This is a genomic window from Wolbachia endosymbiont (group B) of Rhopobota naevana, from assembly GCF_947250615.1.
GTDB lineage: Bacteria > Pseudomonadota > Alphaproteobacteria > Rickettsiales > Anaplasmataceae > Wolbachia.
The window spans coordinates 418362-434297 of record NZ_OX366333.1; the positions used below are offsets into that span (position 1 = coordinate 418362).

Annotated in this window: 10 protein-coding genes and 4 pseudogenes; 13 read left to right on the top strand and 1 reads right to left on the bottom strand. The window is 35.2% G+C overall.

The features are described from left to right. Window positions 1–7: 7 nt before the first annotated feature. The 6 genes and pseudogenes from tnpC to OOL01_RS02100 all read left to right on the top strand — a co-directional run. A pseudogene (gene tnpC, locus OOL01_RS02075) lies at window positions 8–821 on the top strand (IS66 family transposase); the annotation flags it as partial. Window positions 822–1314: 493 nt separating this feature from the next. After that, the gene (locus OOL01_RS02080) at window positions 1315–2733 is read left to right on the top strand and encodes an AAA family ATPase (protein ID WP_264687023.1); all 1419 of its coding nucleotides are present in this window, start codon (window positions 1315–1317) and stop codon (window positions 2731–2733) included. A 68-nt stretch (window positions 2734–2801) separates the two neighbouring features. Next, window positions 2802–3014 (top strand): BRO-N domain-containing protein, encoded by a 213-nt coding sequence (locus OOL01_RS02085; RefSeq protein ID WP_264376217.1) that lies wholly within the window; start codon window positions 2802–2804, stop codon window positions 3012–3014. A 724-nt stretch (window positions 3015–3738) separates the two neighbouring features. Continuing rightward, window positions 3739–4215, top strand: a complete 477-nt coding sequence (locus tag OOL01_RS02090) for a RuvC family protein (RefSeq protein ID WP_262986406.1) — start codon at window positions 3739–3741, stop codon at window positions 4213–4215. 103 nt (window positions 4216–4318) lie between these two features. Then, window positions 4319–5539 carry a DNA modification methylase gene (locus tag OOL01_RS02095; RefSeq protein ID WP_264687024.1) on the top strand — a complete coding sequence of 407 codons (1221 nt, stop codon included), beginning with the start codon at window positions 4319–4321 and terminating at the stop codon, window positions 5537–5539. Between the two features lie 230 nt (window positions 5540–5769). Beyond that, window positions 5770–6528: pseudogene (locus OOL01_RS02100) on the top strand (IS110 family RNA-guided transposase); the annotation flags it as partial. Window positions 6529–6768: 240 nt separating this feature from the next. Here the strand turns inward: OOL01_RS02100 and OOL01_RS02105 are convergent. After that, a complete protein-coding gene (locus tag OOL01_RS02105) occupies window positions 6769–7791 on the bottom strand; it encodes an IS110 family RNA-guided transposase (protein ID WP_070357039.1) in 1023 nt (340 codons plus the stop codon). 221 nt (window positions 7792–8012) lie between these two features. Here OOL01_RS02105 and OOL01_RS02110 point away from each other — a divergent pair. The 7 genes and pseudogenes from OOL01_RS02110 to OOL01_RS02140 form a co-directional block, all read left to right on the top strand. Next, window positions 8013–8228: pseudogene (locus OOL01_RS02110) on the top strand (IS110 family transposase); the annotation flags it as partial. A gap of 301 nt (window positions 8229–8529) precedes the next feature. Further along, complete coding sequence (locus tag OOL01_RS02115; protein WP_264687025.1) at window positions 8530–10341, top strand: hypothetical protein; 1812 nt, start codon at window positions 8530–8532, stop codon at window positions 10339–10341. Between the two features lie 168 nt (window positions 10342–10509). Beyond that, complete coding sequence (locus tag OOL01_RS02120; protein WP_264687026.1) at window positions 10510–10986, top strand: hypothetical protein; 477 nt, start codon at window positions 10510–10512, stop codon at window positions 10984–10986. A 19-nt stretch (window positions 10987–11005) separates the two neighbouring features. After that, the gene (locus OOL01_RS02125) at window positions 11006–12475 is read left to right on the top strand and encodes an ankyrin repeat domain-containing protein (protein ID WP_264687027.1); all 1470 of its coding nucleotides are present in this window, start codon (window positions 11006–11008) and stop codon (window positions 12473–12475) included. After that, window positions 12472–14316, top strand: coding sequence for a phage terminase large subunit family protein (locus OOL01_RS02130; protein ID WP_264687028.1), 1845 nt, complete (start codon window positions 12472–12474; stop codon window positions 14314–14316). Before OOL01_RS02125 ends, OOL01_RS02130 begins: the two co-directional genes overlap by 4 nt. Then, window positions 14306–14530, top strand: a complete 225-nt coding sequence (locus OOL01_RS02135) for a gpW family protein (protein WP_264687029.1) — start codon at window positions 14306–14308, stop codon at window positions 14528–14530. The genes OOL01_RS02130 and OOL01_RS02135 overlap by 11 nt, the downstream gene beginning before the upstream one ends. Next, window positions 14531–15936, top strand: a pseudogene (locus OOL01_RS02140) (phage portal protein).

The following is a 15936-nucleotide window of genomic DNA, read 5'->3' on the forward strand; positions in this document are numbered from 1 at the left end:
ATGTTATAACCCCAGCATTAACATGAGTATAAGTGTTGGTAGTGTGTCCAACAGCGAAGCAAGGGTCTCATCAAAATGTAAAGAAGTCTATGAACAAATAGAGGAAGAAATGAAAGCAAGCGAAATTTTGCATATTGATGAAATCAGTCACTACAACAAAGGCAAGTTGGGATGGTGCTGGATGTTTGCCAACAATAACTCAAGTCTTATGAAGTTAGCAGATACAAGAGGAATGAGGTTTTTAAAGAATAGTGCATTTTGTGATTACAAAAATCGTGTAATTACCGACAGATATGCAGTTTACAACTACTTCAGTGATGAAAAACGACAAATTTGTTGGGCTCACTTGTTGAGAAATTTCGAGAGGTTATCTCATAGCTGGAATAGTGAAGTAATGAGACTTGGCAATTGTTTAAAAGATGCAGCTAATGGATTATTTGCATTAAAAAATGCTTTGTCAGAAAATGAAATTAGTATTTCAAAGTTCACTAAGCAATCTAAAGAGTTGCGAAGATTTATGCAGTACTGCATGATAAAAATATCTTATATACTTGAAGCAAAAGGAGCTTCACGAACGGTAAAGGGTATTATAAAATCCGAGCCAATGATGTGGACATTTTTGGATGAACCAAAGAATATTCCATTAACGAATAATCATGTTGAACGACAAATACGGCGTTATGTTGTCTATCGTAAGAATTCATATTTTGCACAGTCAGAGCGAGGGAATAGATTCCTTGAGCGGATAATTTCTCTGTATCTCACTTGGAGACAAAAAAAAGTTAAATCCATTTCAAAACCTTTTATCTATTGTCTCTTAAGCCGCACCTCTGAACGGATACCCGTAATTGGGTTTTAAAGCGATTCTACAACCTCAGGGTACAACTATACCACCAAGACCCAAGTTACTCACATAGGGTAGCTTAAAACTCGATTATGAGGTACTTCTAAATTATCTTTTACCTTAAACTTTCACTTACTAGAAAGAGCCCTGTTCAATTTTATTATGTTTTTTATTCCTTGTAAAATATTTTTTCAAAAAAGTGAACAGTTTTTGTAATTTCGGTGAAACAAGAGCTGGTTTTGGAGGTCTTATTGAAATATAACGACTTTTATCTAAAATTCTTAAGTTGAGTTTTTAGGTAATCTGTATAAATAATTTGTAGATGAAGCTAAAGGAAAAAAGTTTTGCCATAAACATAAGCTACAAAACCCTCTCAATAATTCAAGATGGAGACAAAGATCTAAATTTATTTATTTACGTCTCCAATTTTATCGCGTATAATGGAGACAAAGATTTATATTTCGTATTTTATGTCTCCATTGTTTATTGGTAGAAAAACTGAGTTAAAGCAATTACTGGAGCTTACAGAAAAAAATACTGCATCTTTTGTAGTAGTCAAAGGAAGGCGTCGTATAGGAAAAAGTCGTTTAATTCAAGAGTTTGGTAAATACTTCGAGCAATATTACTCCTTTATAGGTTTGCCACCAGAAAAGCATACTACAATGTCCTACCAACTTAATGAATTTTCTAGACAAGTTGCTAGACAATTTAATACATCTTTTGCTAGGTATGATGACTGGAGCGATTTACTATGGGCAGTTGGTGAACGTCTACTATCAGGAAAAACATTATTGCTGTTTGATGAAATTTCTTGGATGGGCTCAAAAGATCCAACCTTTTTAGGCAAAATAAAAAATTTTTGGGATACGCAGCTAAAAAATAATAACAAGCTAATTTTCGTTGTTTGTGGATCAGCTTCATCATGGATCGAGAAAAATATACTTAGTAGTACTGGCTTCGTAGGAAGAATATCGTTAACTTTAACACTCGGAGAATTATCACTTTCTGATTGCAACGAATTTTGGCCAAAAAATATTTCAGCATATGAAAAGTTCAAGGTGCTTGCAGTAACTGGCGGAATTCCAAAGTATTTAGAGGAGGTAAATTTTAAACATAGCGCTGAAGAAAATATTAAAAGGCTTTGTTTTACAAAAGGTGGGTTTTTAGTTGAAGAATTTAATCAAATATTCTCAGATTTATTCATGCGAAAAACGGCTTTTTATAAGCAAATAGTCAGAGCTCTTTCTACTGGAGCTAAAGAACAAGAAGAAATTTGTGCTACTTTAAATATCGTAAGACATGGACGCATTTCTGAGTATCTACATGAGCTTGAGCTTGCTGGTTTTATTGCAAAAGATCATACTTGGAGTATAAAAACTGGTACTGATTCACGACTCAGGAGATACAGACTTCAAGATAATTATTTAAGGTTTTATTTAAAATATATTGAAAAAGATCTAGGGAAAATTAATCGTGACACCTATTCTATAGGGTTCTTACCAGAGTGGTATACAATTATTGGGCTTCAATTTGAAAATTTGGTGCTGAACAATAGAAAGAGTATACATAATATCTTAGGAATTGATGGAATAATAAGCGAGAATCCATTTTTTCAGAAGAGAACGCGTAATAGTGCAGGTTGTCAAATTGATTATATGATTCAAACGAAGTTTAACACTCTCTACATTTGCGAAATCAAATTTTCAAAAGATAAAATTGGTCATTCAATAATACAAGAGGTACAAAAGAAAATAGATACACTAAATCGTCCAAAAGGCTTTTCATGTCGTCCAGTCCTTATCCACGTTAATGATGTAAGTGATGATGTTATAGATAGTGGTTACTTTTCACACATAATTGATTTTGGAAAATTATTAAATTGTAAGTAATGGTTTTTCTGACTTAAAAATAGTGTCTTTTAGTTTTTATGTTTATTCTTAACTTATAGAGGTTGCCTATGACTGATACTTTAACTTTAAAAGAGGGAGATATTGAAACTACTGCTTTTGATAATAGCAATTTTACTAGAGTATTACACGATGGAGAATGGTGGTACGTAATAACAGAAGTAATAGCTTTTCTGACAGGTAGTAAGAACCCATCTGACTATCTAAAAAAGATAAAAAGCAGAGATATAGGGCTTTCTGAAGGATGGGGACACCCCCCTTGAAATTAAAAAATAAAGTTTTACATAGCCCATTTCAATTGTCTCCATTGTAGCACCATTCTTAAAAACGTTTTAGAGGGCTATTATAGCGTTATCTAGATAGGGGTTGTAAATCAAAAGCTCGTGTAATCTCCTCTCAACTCAAATAGCAAAGAAGCTGCTGTAAAAGATATAGCTGGTCTTCAAAGCTCTTTAATTCCTTAGCTGTCTTAAAATTATTTTAACTTTTTTTCAAAAAATCCCGGAAAAAGTAGTAAGAAATCCGGTATATATTAGTATAGGGGCATTGAGTGTAGATGTGCTTCAAACAGAAAAGTTGGAAAACAGAAAGCAAAAGAAATCTAGGCTTTTACGTAATTGAGAATTTATATTTTTTTAATAAGGCAAAAACTGTGTTTTAAAGCTAGATGTGACTTTAGGGAAAAAACTATCACTGCTCACCAAAGAACGTCTATAATAGCCTTTAAACTCAAATAAAAGCTATCCTTAGTAATTCTACTGTTATAAAACAAACCTGCAGACAAGTTTAACAAGGTTTTTATCCTTTGCAAAAAAAAAGTGAACAGTTTTCGTAATTTTGGTGAATATATATAACAAGAAAACAACTTTCTGCAGTAGCACATAATTCTCGTTGTTGGCCTACAAAAACCTATGAATTTCTAGTGTATTTTGCAGAAACCAGACGATATTTTGGAGTAAGTGCTACTTGTAATTTTAATAATAGCAAATGTCAACCCTAACACTAGATCTAGGCAAACAAACAGGATGGTCTATTCTTCACAACGGAGTAATTCAAAGTGGAAGTGAGAGTTTTCATACTAGTCGGTTTAGTGGTGGTGGAATGCACTTCTTAAATTTTCGTAGCTGGCTAAATGAAATGAAGGAAAAATTTCCAAGTATTGAAACAGTTTATTTTGAGGAAGTTAGAAGACACTTAGGAACTGATGCTGCTCATTGCTACGGAGGTTTCTTGGCACATTTGTCTGCTTGGTGTGAAGAGAATCATATTCCCTATCAGAGCGTTCCTGTTAAGACTATAAAACGCTTTATCACAGGCAAAGGCAATGCAAGTAAGAGTGAAGTTATTGAAGCGATACGTGAAAAAAGTTTTTCACCTAGAGATGATAATCAAGCAGATGCTTTGGCATTAATGTTTTACGTTATGAATATTAGTAAAGATTTTAACATATCAAAAAGCCCATAGAAAGTGGGTCCTTTCGGCCATACTGGCGGGTTTGGTGGGTTCGACCCCAGGCCTTCTTTAGCGTCAGAGATATTTTGAATATTAACTTTTTAATTATTAAGATATGAATTTAGCAATCCACTACTATCCTGTTGAAAACCTCGTCGAATATAAGCGTAATCCTCGTAAAAATGATGACGTAGTAAACAGAATGTGTGCTTCAATCAGGGAATTTGGCTTTCGTATTCCAATAGTTGCAAAAAGCGATGGTACTGTGGTTGATGGTCATTTAAGACTCAAAGCAGCAAGAAAACTTGGTATGGAGAGTATTCCAGTGGTCTTAAGTGATAATTTAAATGAACCACAAACTAAAGCTTTTCGGTTACTGGCAAATCAATCAGCTAATTGGGCAAAGTGGGATGATGATCTTTTGAGAGTGGAAATTCAAGAGCTAGAAGATTTGCAGTTTGACTTAAAAATGACAGGATTTGAATTAGAAAAAGTTCAACGGTTTCTCGATGATTTTGACGGTGAAAAAGAAAATCTTTCTGACTTAGTTGTTGATGACAAAAAGGTAGAAATAACAAAACCAGGTGATCTTTGGATTTTAGGTGATCATCGAATCTATTGTGGTGATAGCTCTTTAGTTGAATCATATAAAGCGGTATTAGACAATAAAATGGCAGATATTACCGTGTGTGATCCTCCATATAACGTTGATTACGGTAGCAGTCAGGAAAGAGAAGATAAAAAAATACTAAACGATAATCAAGGTGAAAAGTACGAACTTTTTCTCTACTACATTTGTTCCAATATTTTAGCATATACGAAAGGAGCAATTTACATCTGCATATCATCATCAGAGTTTTCGACGTTGCAAAAAGCATTTGAAGAAGCAGGTGGACGTTGGTCAACATTTATCATTTGGGCGAAGAATCACTTTACACTAGGCAGATCTGATTATCAAAGACAATACGAAGCAATGCTTTATGGATGGAAAAGTGGCAATAAACGTGAGTGGTATGGAGGTAGAAATCAAAGTGACCTCTGGTTTTATGATAAGCCAACACACAACTCACTACATCCAACGATGAAGCCAGTAGAGCTAATGGAGAGAGCAATAGTAAACAGCAGCAGATCAGGAGACATAGTACTTGATCCATTTAGCGGTTCTGGAAGTACACTGATTGCATGTGAGAGAACAGGAAGAATTTGCAGAACAATAGAGCTAGATTCAAAATTTGTAGATGTAACCATAAAACGTTGGCAAGTGTACACAGGTAGGGAGGCAATTCTTTCTGGTACTGGTAAAACTTTTGCAGAAATTCAAGAAGAAAAACAGTAAGAAAAAAGTTGTAAGTTAAAAATGTGATATAAAAGAGATAAGAGGGAAAGATAGCCCTACTCACTATAGGAATAGAGCTATCACGGGCGTGTGCGACCGAAAAAAAGTTGGTATTACAACCGTTTCCATCAAGGTACACTAGCCCATCTCTCGATACGTTTGAATAGTTGTGTGGGACATATATATGCACCCGTTTACAATCTTAAATTAATAAAACTATCGAGGTTATAATGGTTAGATCTTATCAAAATTTTATTGGTATTGACATCGGAAAATTCAAGAATGTTGTTGCAGTTCACAAGCAGAAGAATGCTGTTGAATTTGACAATAATACTTCTGGTTGGCAACAATTGTGTCAAAAGTTCTCAGATATCTTACCTAATTCTTTAGTGACTTTAGAAAATACAGGAAAATATGAGCTTGGTTTGTCACATTTTCTTATTGACAAGAATATCACCGTACATCGAGCTAATACCCGTAAAGTAAAAAGTTTTATTTTATCTCACGGAACTTTAGCAAAATCCGATAAATCAGATGCAAGAGCTCTTGCTCAATATGGATTTGAACGCCATAGAACTCTCTCTCTATTTGTACCTACTTCTGAAAAACAATCAACCTTGGTTGCACTTTGTCAACGTCGTGATGACATCACGCAAATGAGAACTCAGGAAAAATGTAGACTGGAAGCACCTGAAAACGACCATATAAGAGAAAGTTGTCAAAAAACTATTGAATTTTTTAATGGCCAAATAGATGAACTAAATAATACTATACAAAGAATCATTGATGAAAGTCATGAGTTACAAGAACATCAAAAAATCCTTAAAACAGTTCCTGGAATAGGTAAAAAGTTATCACAAGATTTTCTGTGTTTAATACCGGAGCTTGGTTACTTAAACAGAAGGGAAGTAGCAAGTCTTGCTGGAGTTGCACCTCATCCTAGGGAAAGTGGTAAAGCTGTTGGTTATCGAAGGATTATAGGTGGTAGATACCGTCTTGCAAGTCAACAAAAAAATTACAAAAATTGTTCAAGCTGTATCATAAAATTAAAAAATACTTCCAATTCACATTTTGTGTAACGGTACACAGATTATAGTTAGTGAATATGTTGATAAGTAAATTTCCGCTTTTTTGTACGTATAAAATTAATTTACTTATCAACATATTCACTAACCAGTTACAAAATTTGTGTAAGATACTATTTTACATAATTGGAGCGTTTTTTGATTTTAAAGCACTAAACTTTCAGCCAAACTCCTAGCTCTGTAGTTTTTGATATGATCTGGATCAAAAGCCTTCTTTGACCTTAAAACACCAAAAACAATATGGAGTAACTTACGCATTGCAGCTCCCACAATGGCCATGTTATGCTTGCCTTTCTCTTTTAACCTTTTGCAAAAAGTCATAATAGTAGGATTATGATTCTTAGCTACTATGGCAGGAAAGTACATTGCCTTACATAATGTTCGTGAACCGGATTTACTTAATCTGGGCTTGGCATGTACAGACGTACCTGACGTTATATTTCGTGGTATAGCTCCAGCATATGCTGCCAATTGCCTGGCATCCTTGAAAGCTTTTATGTTAGGAACTTCAGCCAAAATAGCTACTGCTGATTCTTCTCCTATTCCTGGAATGGTCAATAGAAGTTGAAAATTTTCCAACAATTCTTTGTGTTTATTTAATAGTTCACGTAAGGAGTTTTTTATTCTTTCTATTTTTTGTTTTATGTTCATTGCAAGGTCTTCCCAAGCATTTGCAACTTCTTTAGGCAGTCTCTCTTTTTTTTCTAAGTGGTTATTTACTAATGTCAATTCATCTTTTAACGCAGCCGAGCAACGATAAAGATGCTTTAATTTCTTTAACTCAGGAGAAGGTGGTGCCCAACGAATAGGTTCCTGTCTTTGGCAATAATCGGCAATTATCTCTGCATCAGTCTGATCATTCTTTTGTCGTATAAGCTTACTTTTTGCATAAAATCTTATACAAGCTGGATTAACAACACTCACAAAATGTCCAGTATTGTGTAGAAATTCAGCTAAGGCTTCACTATAACAACCAGTAGCTTCCATGCAGGCTTTTACTTGTTCTACATTATGCTTTTGTAGAAAGCTCAGTAAACCTTGAAACCCATGATCATTATTCTTGAAACTCCTTTTCCTGGTTTCACGTTTTCCTTTGTTGCTTATGAATGAAAGAGAAACATCAAAGCGATCTTTTGATATGTCTATACCCAAAAAGTTGTTGATCATATATAACTCCATACGTTACTATTAAAATGAAAAGTAAGGCTAACCTTGTGGATACAGAATTATAACCATTTAGGTCTTTCTACGATACCGTTCAGCCTATACTTTTGAGAAGGGAACTCTTGTCTACCACACAGATTTTATATCTAAGGAGATATTCAAAGTTCTTCCCTTCTCCACCTAATGCTTAAGCTTAAAACATCAGATGCTTTTGACAAGATACAAGAAGTAATGTCCGTAAAAAGCTTTTTACAGCTGCCATGTCTGCTGCAAGGTCCAAATCTGTACTTGGTGCCTTTTATTCTAAGCTTGTTGAAAGTGGTAAGAAGAAAATGGTAGCTATAACAGCTCTAATGCGGAAAATCATAGTAATTGCTAATGCAAGACTTAAAGAAGCAATTAATTTGCATACTCTCACAACGGTGACTGAAATTGGCTAATGAATATGTGCGTCTACACAGACTTAAAGCACATATTCATTAGCTAAACAGAAATTATTATGGCAGCTGTTTGATATAAAATTTTATTTCTATGACACACGGGTTTTTATTGTCCACATGATTGAACAAAGTTACAGAATTACACAAATAAAAAATTTTTTAAAAAACATAGTTGATGGAAGAGATAACGCAAACAGAAATTTAGTAAGCCTGAGTAGTTGTAATATTAATTTACTGGTATATACCGTATTTTAATGAGTTTAGCGTAGTAAATAACTTTGGATTAAATGTTATGTACTCAATGAATCAAGCAAAGACGTCAGCTGGAGTAGTAACGTCGCAAACAAGTAATGAAACATCGTTTTCTGAAGAAGTAGAAAATAATGTTTCAGATTCTACACTATCTGTTAAGGAGAGAATTGAATTGTTTGAAAAAGGTACGAAGCAAACACCTATTATTAAGGAGAAACATATGAAGCAAACTTGTGGTAGTCACGACCTGAAGCAGTGCAACACTGAATACAAAGCAGCTTTTTCAAATGTGATTAGTAATGGTAGTGATGGCAGTATTACACTAGGAATGGATGAAGCAGGTGCTGATCAATTTGATGCACTTTCAGTGTTGGATAAGGGTGAAGATACAGAGGATGAATTTAATGCAGTTTGTGAGGCAAATGGAATAGGATATAACGGTGGGTATTCTCTTGATCAGTTTGAGGCAGCATCCAACACATCTTCCAACTCCCAAATAGACAACACAAAAGAAATGCAAAAAGAGGAAGAGGATAAAGAATTAGGAGATAAACCAAAGCCGTTACCTAGAAATGGAATGTTGGAGAAGGGCAATATTAGAAATGCAGCTCCACCTTCGCCTAGAACAGCAGCAAATCATGTGTCAAATATTATACAGTCTATTGCACCATCAAAATCATCATTAGAAGTAAAATCATATAACGAGAAAAATATGGAAGGACTAGCTAATGGCGAGCCTATTTATTCAGAAATAAACCAAGATACAAAATCTCCAAAAAAGAGTTTAGAAGAGAGTGATAGTGGAATAAGTGGTCATAGCTTTGGAGTACAAAGTTCAGATCTACAGAAAATGAAAGACAACTCAATATTTGATAGAAAGGAAGCATCAGAAAGGTCATCTATTGACACACTTAGTGATATATCTTCAAATATTTTGCTACATGAAAGTGATCAAACAAATAGTGGAGGTGTGGATTCAGAAACTCCGTTAGTTAAAACAAATAGAATTTTGCCAAGAGTAAAATATGCAGTGCAGCAGAAGGAATTTATAATTTTCGGTATAGCTGCTGTTGCACTTAGCGTTTCTGCAGCTTTGGTATATTTACAGGATAAAGCACAATTTATTGTATTTCTTGCAAACAGCCCTCTCTATATTACTATGCCAATGATAGCAATTACTTCATTGCTTGCAATTAGTCCGATATTTTGTGGAATAAAGCAATTTAGAGATACTGAAGAGTGTCAAATAGGGGGAAAGAATGCGAATGAAACTTTGAATCAGGTGCTAAAGTATCAACCAAAAGATAAAGTAATAAAATCAGTCAAACTGGAATACGGCAATGGTACTCATTCACATTTTACACTTAACGCTTGGAAGGGTAAGAACAACTTCATTAATATTGACGACAAAGTCATTAGTAGAAGAAATAAAGTAGAATCAGTAATCAAAGATAGGCCATTATTTACAGCATTATTAAGCAGTTTGGTTGCTGCAAATATAGTATTGCCTTTATTACTGTATGTGGAAGGTGGTATTAGTAGTGTACAGAAGTTTTACCAGAACGCTTTGATTAATAACGTAGGGCTATCAGTACTTGTAGGCTCGAGTATACTTGCACTATCAATGATATGCCTTGGAGTGCATTACTACAGAAAAACAAATTGCACAAATCTTGTATATTGTGAGGAAAGAATTGAACCAGAAAAAGTTAATGGAAAGTTCATTGAGGAAATAAAGGAAGCAAGGACAAAAGTGCTTGAAGAAAACCATAGTAAAGATGCTAAATGCAGCAGTTTAACGCTAGAGCAAGTAGTGGTTGAATCTCATAACTACAAAGATGTAATTTATAGTATTAGTTGAAAATAGCCAAATTTCACTATGTAAAAAGAAAGCACCGGAGTACTTCGCTTTGTGTTAGTAAAATATCTCTAAAATATTGGCAAGTATAAACAGGTAGGGAATTGCTGATACTGGCAAAACCTTTTCAGAGACTCAAGAAGAAAACTCGTAAAAAATAGGCAAAAAAAAGTGAAAATCACGCAAACAGAATGGGCAAGAGAGATAGGAGTATCAAAGCAATACGTCTGTTATTTAGTAAAAAAAGGAATAGTTAAGTTGGAGGATGGTTTGATCAATAGAGAACAAGCAAATGAAGCGGTGGCAGCAATAAGAGATCCAAGTCAGCCACTGAGGAGGAAAAATCCAGAAAATACAAGTAACCTTTCCACGATGTTGCTAAAAACTAGAATAAAAAATGAAATGGAACGAGGTAAACTGCTTGAGGCAAAGGCAAAAGCTGAGATTGGTGAACTTGTAGCAGTGGAGGAAGTAAAGCGCGAAGCATTTAATGTAGCAAGAGTTGTCCGTAATAATTTACTTAATATTCCAAATAGAGTTTCAGCACTACTTGCATCACTGAGTGACACTGAAAAGATCCATGGAACATTGACTGAGGAAATTACAAACTCATTACAAGAATTATCTAATACTAAATTTCAAATATAAAAAAGATTTTGAATATAAAATGGCTGATAACTTAAGTTTAGAGTTAATAAAGTGTCTCATCAATCAACCTGGATTAGATGTTAATGTTAGAGGATTAAATGGAAAGACACCACTACATTGCGCTATAGAGTTTGACGAGTTAAGCATGGTGGATTTATTACTCACGAAGAAGAACATTAATCCTTTTGTTGAGGACAATGAAGGCAAAACCTCCTTAGATTATGCCAAAGAAGGGAAAAAAGCAGAAATATTACAAGCGCTAATTAATAACAAATACGGATCAGAGGAAGATAGCTTACTGCACTTAGCTGCGATGATAGGTGAAGTTAATGCAGTTAGATATTTGATAAGAAAAGGTGTTGACGTTAATGTACGAAATGCTCTGCATCATACTCCATTACATCTAGCAGCAGGCATAGGACATGGAAATATTGTCAAAATTTTAGTAGAAGAAGGAAAAGCTGAAATAGATGTCTTTGATGCACGAAATCAGACACCAATGCACTATGCAGTTAATAACAAAAAGTTGGAAATAGTAAAGTTACTGCTAAAGCTTGGAGCAGATGTAAATAGCGCACGCATGGGACAAAACTCAATGAAATTGTCGCCTGTTCATATAGCTGTAAGTAATATTAATTACGATGAAAGAGATTTGTGTCTTGATATTCTCAAATGCTTAATAAAGGAGCCTAATGCTCAAGTAAATTTGCAAGACTACGAAAATAAAACGCCACTACATTACGCTGAAAGACTTAAAACAATAGAGGTTTTACTAACGCGAGAGGATATAGATCCTTTAATCAGGGATGATAATGGCAAGACACCATTTGATTACGCTAAACCTGAGATAAAGAAGGCTTTGATGAGTAATAAATACGGTTCTGAAAAGAATAGTCTACTCCATTTAGCTGCACAAAGAGGAGAAATTGAGATTGTAGAATCTATTTTAAAGGAAGAAATTGATATTGATATTTCAAACAATAAAGGTCTATCACCGATTTACCTTGCTGCAGAAAAAGGACATTTACATGTAGTAAAATTACTACTGAAAAAAGGAGCAAACTATACACCTGTTCTGCATTTAGCAATCAAGTCAAATAATTTAGAATTGCTAAAAACTTTATTTAAAGAAAAGAGTATCAAATTACCAGATAAGATAGGCAGATCTGTACCAATTTATTATAGGTGTATGGAGCATAGAGATGCAAAAGTAAGAAAATACAATAGTGTGATCTGTGTTTTTACCTCAGTAAGTGCAGTAGCAATGGCAGCATATATAGGTTTAACAGCAACAACAATAAGCAATGCAATCATTTTTGCAACAATAACAGGAATACTTGCGCTTATTATAGCAATAATGATAAGTGAGATGAGCAAAAGGTATATAGAAAATGAATTTCAGAAAAAGATGTTTATGGAATTGGAGGAATGTAGTTCTACTGTTAATGATGTTGAGATAGAACCAGCAATAAGTAGGGTTAAGGTATGATCTATGCTACATCTTTTTCTGAAGGTTTAAGACCAGATCCACTACTTAAAGTATCAGAGTGGGCGAATGAGTATCGAGTTCTAGCACCAACTGCAGCATCAGAGCCAGGAAAGTGGAGAACGGAAAGAACTCCTTATTTAAAAGAAATCATGGATTCACTTTCTCCGTCCTCACCAACAGAAAAAGTAGTATTCATGAAAGGAGCACAGATTGGGGGAACAGAAGCTGGTAACAATTGGATTGGCTATATTATCGATCAAACACCAGGTCCAATGCTGGTAGTACAGCCAACAGTTGAAATGGGAAAGCGTTGGTCAAAGGGAAGATTTGCACCGTTAATAGAAAGTACACCATGTTTAAAAAGTAAAGTAAAAGACCCAAGATCAAGAGATTCAGGGAATACTGTACAAAGTAAGGAATTTCCAGGTGGAATAGTAGTAATAACCGGAGCAAATAGCAGTGTAGCACTGAGATCTATGCCAGTAAAGTATCTCTTTCTTGATGAAATAGATGCCTACCCAGGAGATTCAGGAGGAGAAGGAGATCCAGTACTGCTTAGTATTGCTCGAACTAATACATTTGCACGGCGAAAGATCTTTTTAGTATCAACACCAACGATTCATGGAATAAGCAGAATTGAGAAAGAATTTGAAGCAACAGATAAGAGATATTTTTTTGTACCATGTCCGTATTGTAATTACTATCAAGTTCTAAAATGGTCACAAATAAAATGGGAAGATAAAAATCCAAGTACAGCACACTATATATGTATAGAATGTGGTGAAAAGATAGAAAATCATCAAAAGACAGAGATGCTTGAACGTGGAGAATGGAGAGCTACAAATCAAGTACACAATAGCAAAGTAATAGGATTTCACCTTTCAAGTCTTTATAGTCCAGTTGGGTGGTATAGTTGGCAGCAAGCAGTAGAGGATTTTCTCCATGCAAAAGAAAGTGAACAATTACTGAAAGTTTGGATAAATACTACGCTTGGAGAAACTTGGGTAGATAAAGGAGAAGTACCTGATTGGAAGCAATTATTTAACAGGAGAGAATTTTTTCCCGTAGGCACAGTACCTAGGAGAGAAGTGGTGCTTACTGCAGGAGTAGATGTCCAAAAAGATCGGTTAGAAGTAGAAGTTGTAGCATGGGGAAAAAGCCGTGAAAGTTGGTCAATAGACTATCGAGTATTTGAAGGTGATACAGGAGGTGGGGAAGTATGGGGAAAACTCTCTGAGCTCTTAAATCATCATTTTATTGGTGAAAATGGGCTTGAATATATGATAAGTATGATGGCAGTTGATGCTGGATATGCAACGCAAGAAGTATACAATTGGATAAGAGGTCATCAAGGCTGTGGAAGAGTAATGGCAGTCAAAGGTGTAAATAAAGCTCTAGTACCACTTAGCAGTCCAAGCAGAGTAGATATAACAGTTGGTGGTCAAAAGCTGAAAAGAGGAATAAAGCTCTGGCCAGTGGGAGTATCGATATTAAAATCAGAGCTTTTTCAGCTACTTAATGTTTTAAAAAACGGGGAAAAAGAAGAAGTGCCAGCAGGGTATTGTCATTTTCCCGAGTATGCACCTGAGTATTTTAAGCAGCTAACGGCAGAGCAATTAGTCAGCAAGGTAGTAAAAGGATATACCAAACAAGAGTGGCAAAAGGTAAGAGAAAGAAATGAAGTACTAGATTGCCGAATTTATGCGAGAGCAGCATCGATAGCACTGGGAATAGACAGATGGCCAGAGAGTAAATGGAATAGTTTAAGTGAAAAACCAGAAAGTAAAAAACCTAAAAAAGTAAGACAGAGTAAGTGGCTTGGTAATCAAAATGTACAGTGAAAAATATTTAACTCAAGTTGAGAAAGCAATTCAAAAACTGCAAAGCGGAGAAAGAGTTGTCTCAATTGCATATGGTGACCATGTTGTGCGGTACGGGGAAGTTCAAATAAAGGATTTATTGGATCTCAGGCAACGAATAAAAGCGGGGTTAAAAGTTGCAGGCATGAGGCCAAAGAGGAAAATTGTTTTTTCAACGAGTAAAGGAATTTTATAAATGCTGCTCAAAACCTTCAAGCAATTATTTAACAAACCAAAGATAAAAAGCTCAGCCTGGGATGCAGCAGGCTCAGGAAGAAGATTTTTTCACTTTCAACCAGAGTTAGGAAGCATAAATAATTTACTTTCTCAGAGCCTTGGGCACTTACGTAGCCGCTCTCGGGATATGGTAAGAAAAAATCCATATGCAGCAAATATAATTGATACAATAGTAAGTAACTCTATTGGAATAGGAATAAAACCGCAATCAAAAGCAAGAGATGGAGAATTTCGGAAAAAGGTGCAAGAATTATGGCTAAGATGGACAGATGAAGCAGATAGCTGTGGAATAAGTGATTTTTATGGATTACAAGCTCTAGTATGCAGAAGTATGATAGAGGGAGGAGAATGTTTTGTACGTTTAAGAACGAGAAAGCTGGAAGATAGATTTTCTGTGCCATTACAACTGCAAGTACTTGAGTCTGAACATTTAGATAATAAAACAAATCAAACTTTAGGAAATGGTAATGTAATAAGAAACGGGATTGAGTTTAACAGGCTTGGTCAAAGAGAGGCATATTACTTATTTAGAGAACATCCAGGAGAAGGCTCATTTGGAGAATCAGTGAGAGTACCAGCAAATGATGTTTTACATATTTATAGACCATTAAGACCTGGGCAAATCAGAGGGGAGCCTTGGCTTTCTAATATACTGCTGAAGCTTTATGAGCTTGATCAATATGATGATGCAGAATTAGTGAGAAAAAAGACAGCAGCAATGTTTGCTGGATTTATTACGAGACTCGATCCAGAAGCAAATATCATGGGAGAAGGTGAAGCAAGTGAGCAAGGAGTAGCACTATCTGGCCTGGAACCTGGAACAATGCAGCTTTTAGACCCAGGAGAAGACATAAAATTTTCAGAGCCATCAGATGTTGGAGGAAGTTATGAAGCATTCATGAGACAGCAACTGAGGGCAATAGCAATAGGTACAGGAATAACATATGAGCAGCTAACAGGAGATTTAACCGGTGTTAATTACTCATCAATCAGAGCTGGATTAATAGAGTTTCGTCGTCGATGCGCTATGCTGCAACACAACATTATGGTATTTCAATTTTGCAGACCAGTATGGAGTAGATGGCTAGAACTTGCCACTTTATCTGGAGAGCTTTCTACAACAGATAATCAAGTATTTAAAGATGTAAAATGGATACCACAGGGATTTGATTGGGTAGATCCACTGAAAGACCAGCAAGCACAGCAAATGGCAGTAAGGAATGGATTTATAAGAGTCGATCGGAAGTAGTATCAGAAATGGGTTACGATGTTGAAGAAATAGATCAAGAAATAGCAGAAGATCAAAAGCGTGCTGATTCTCTCAACCTTTTCTTTGATTCTGATGTCAGGACACAAACAAAATAA

What these genes read in the sequence shown, in the direction of transcription:
- OOL01_RS02080 (WP_264687023.1), top strand. Translation starts at nt 1,315, where the DNA reads ATGTCTCCATTGTTTATTGGTAGAAAAACTGAGTTAAAGCAATTACTG.
- OOL01_RS02130 (WP_264687028.1), top strand. Translation starts at nt 12,472, where the DNA reads ATGATCTATGCTACATCTTTTTCTGAAGGTTTAAGACCAGATCCACTA.
- OOL01_RS02085 (WP_264376217.1), top strand. Translation starts at nt 2,802, where the DNA reads ATGACTGATACTTTAACTTTAAAAGAGGGAGATATTGAAACTACTGCT.
- OOL01_RS02125 (WP_264687027.1), top strand. Translation starts at nt 11,006, where the DNA reads ATGGCTGATAACTTAAGTTTAGAGTTAATAAAGTGTCTCATCAATCAA.
- OOL01_RS02090 (WP_262986406.1), top strand. Translation starts at nt 3,739, where the DNA reads ATGTCAACCCTAACACTAGATCTAGGCAAACAAACAGGATGGTCTATT.
- OOL01_RS02095 (WP_264687024.1), top strand. Translation starts at nt 4,319, where the DNA reads ATGAATTTAGCAATCCACTACTATCCTGTTGAAAACCTCGTCGAATAT.
- OOL01_RS02115 (WP_264687025.1), top strand. Translation starts at nt 8,530, where the DNA reads ATGAATCAAGCAAAGACGTCAGCTGGAGTAGTAACGTCGCAAACAAGT.
- OOL01_RS02105 (WP_070357039.1), bottom strand. Translation starts at nt 7,791, where the DNA reads ATGATCAACAACTTTTTGGGTATAGACATATCAAAAGATCGCTTTGAT.
- OOL01_RS02135 (WP_264687029.1), top strand. Translation starts at nt 14,306, where the DNA reads ATGTACAGTGAAAAATATTTAACTCAAGTTGAGAAAGCAATTCAAAAA.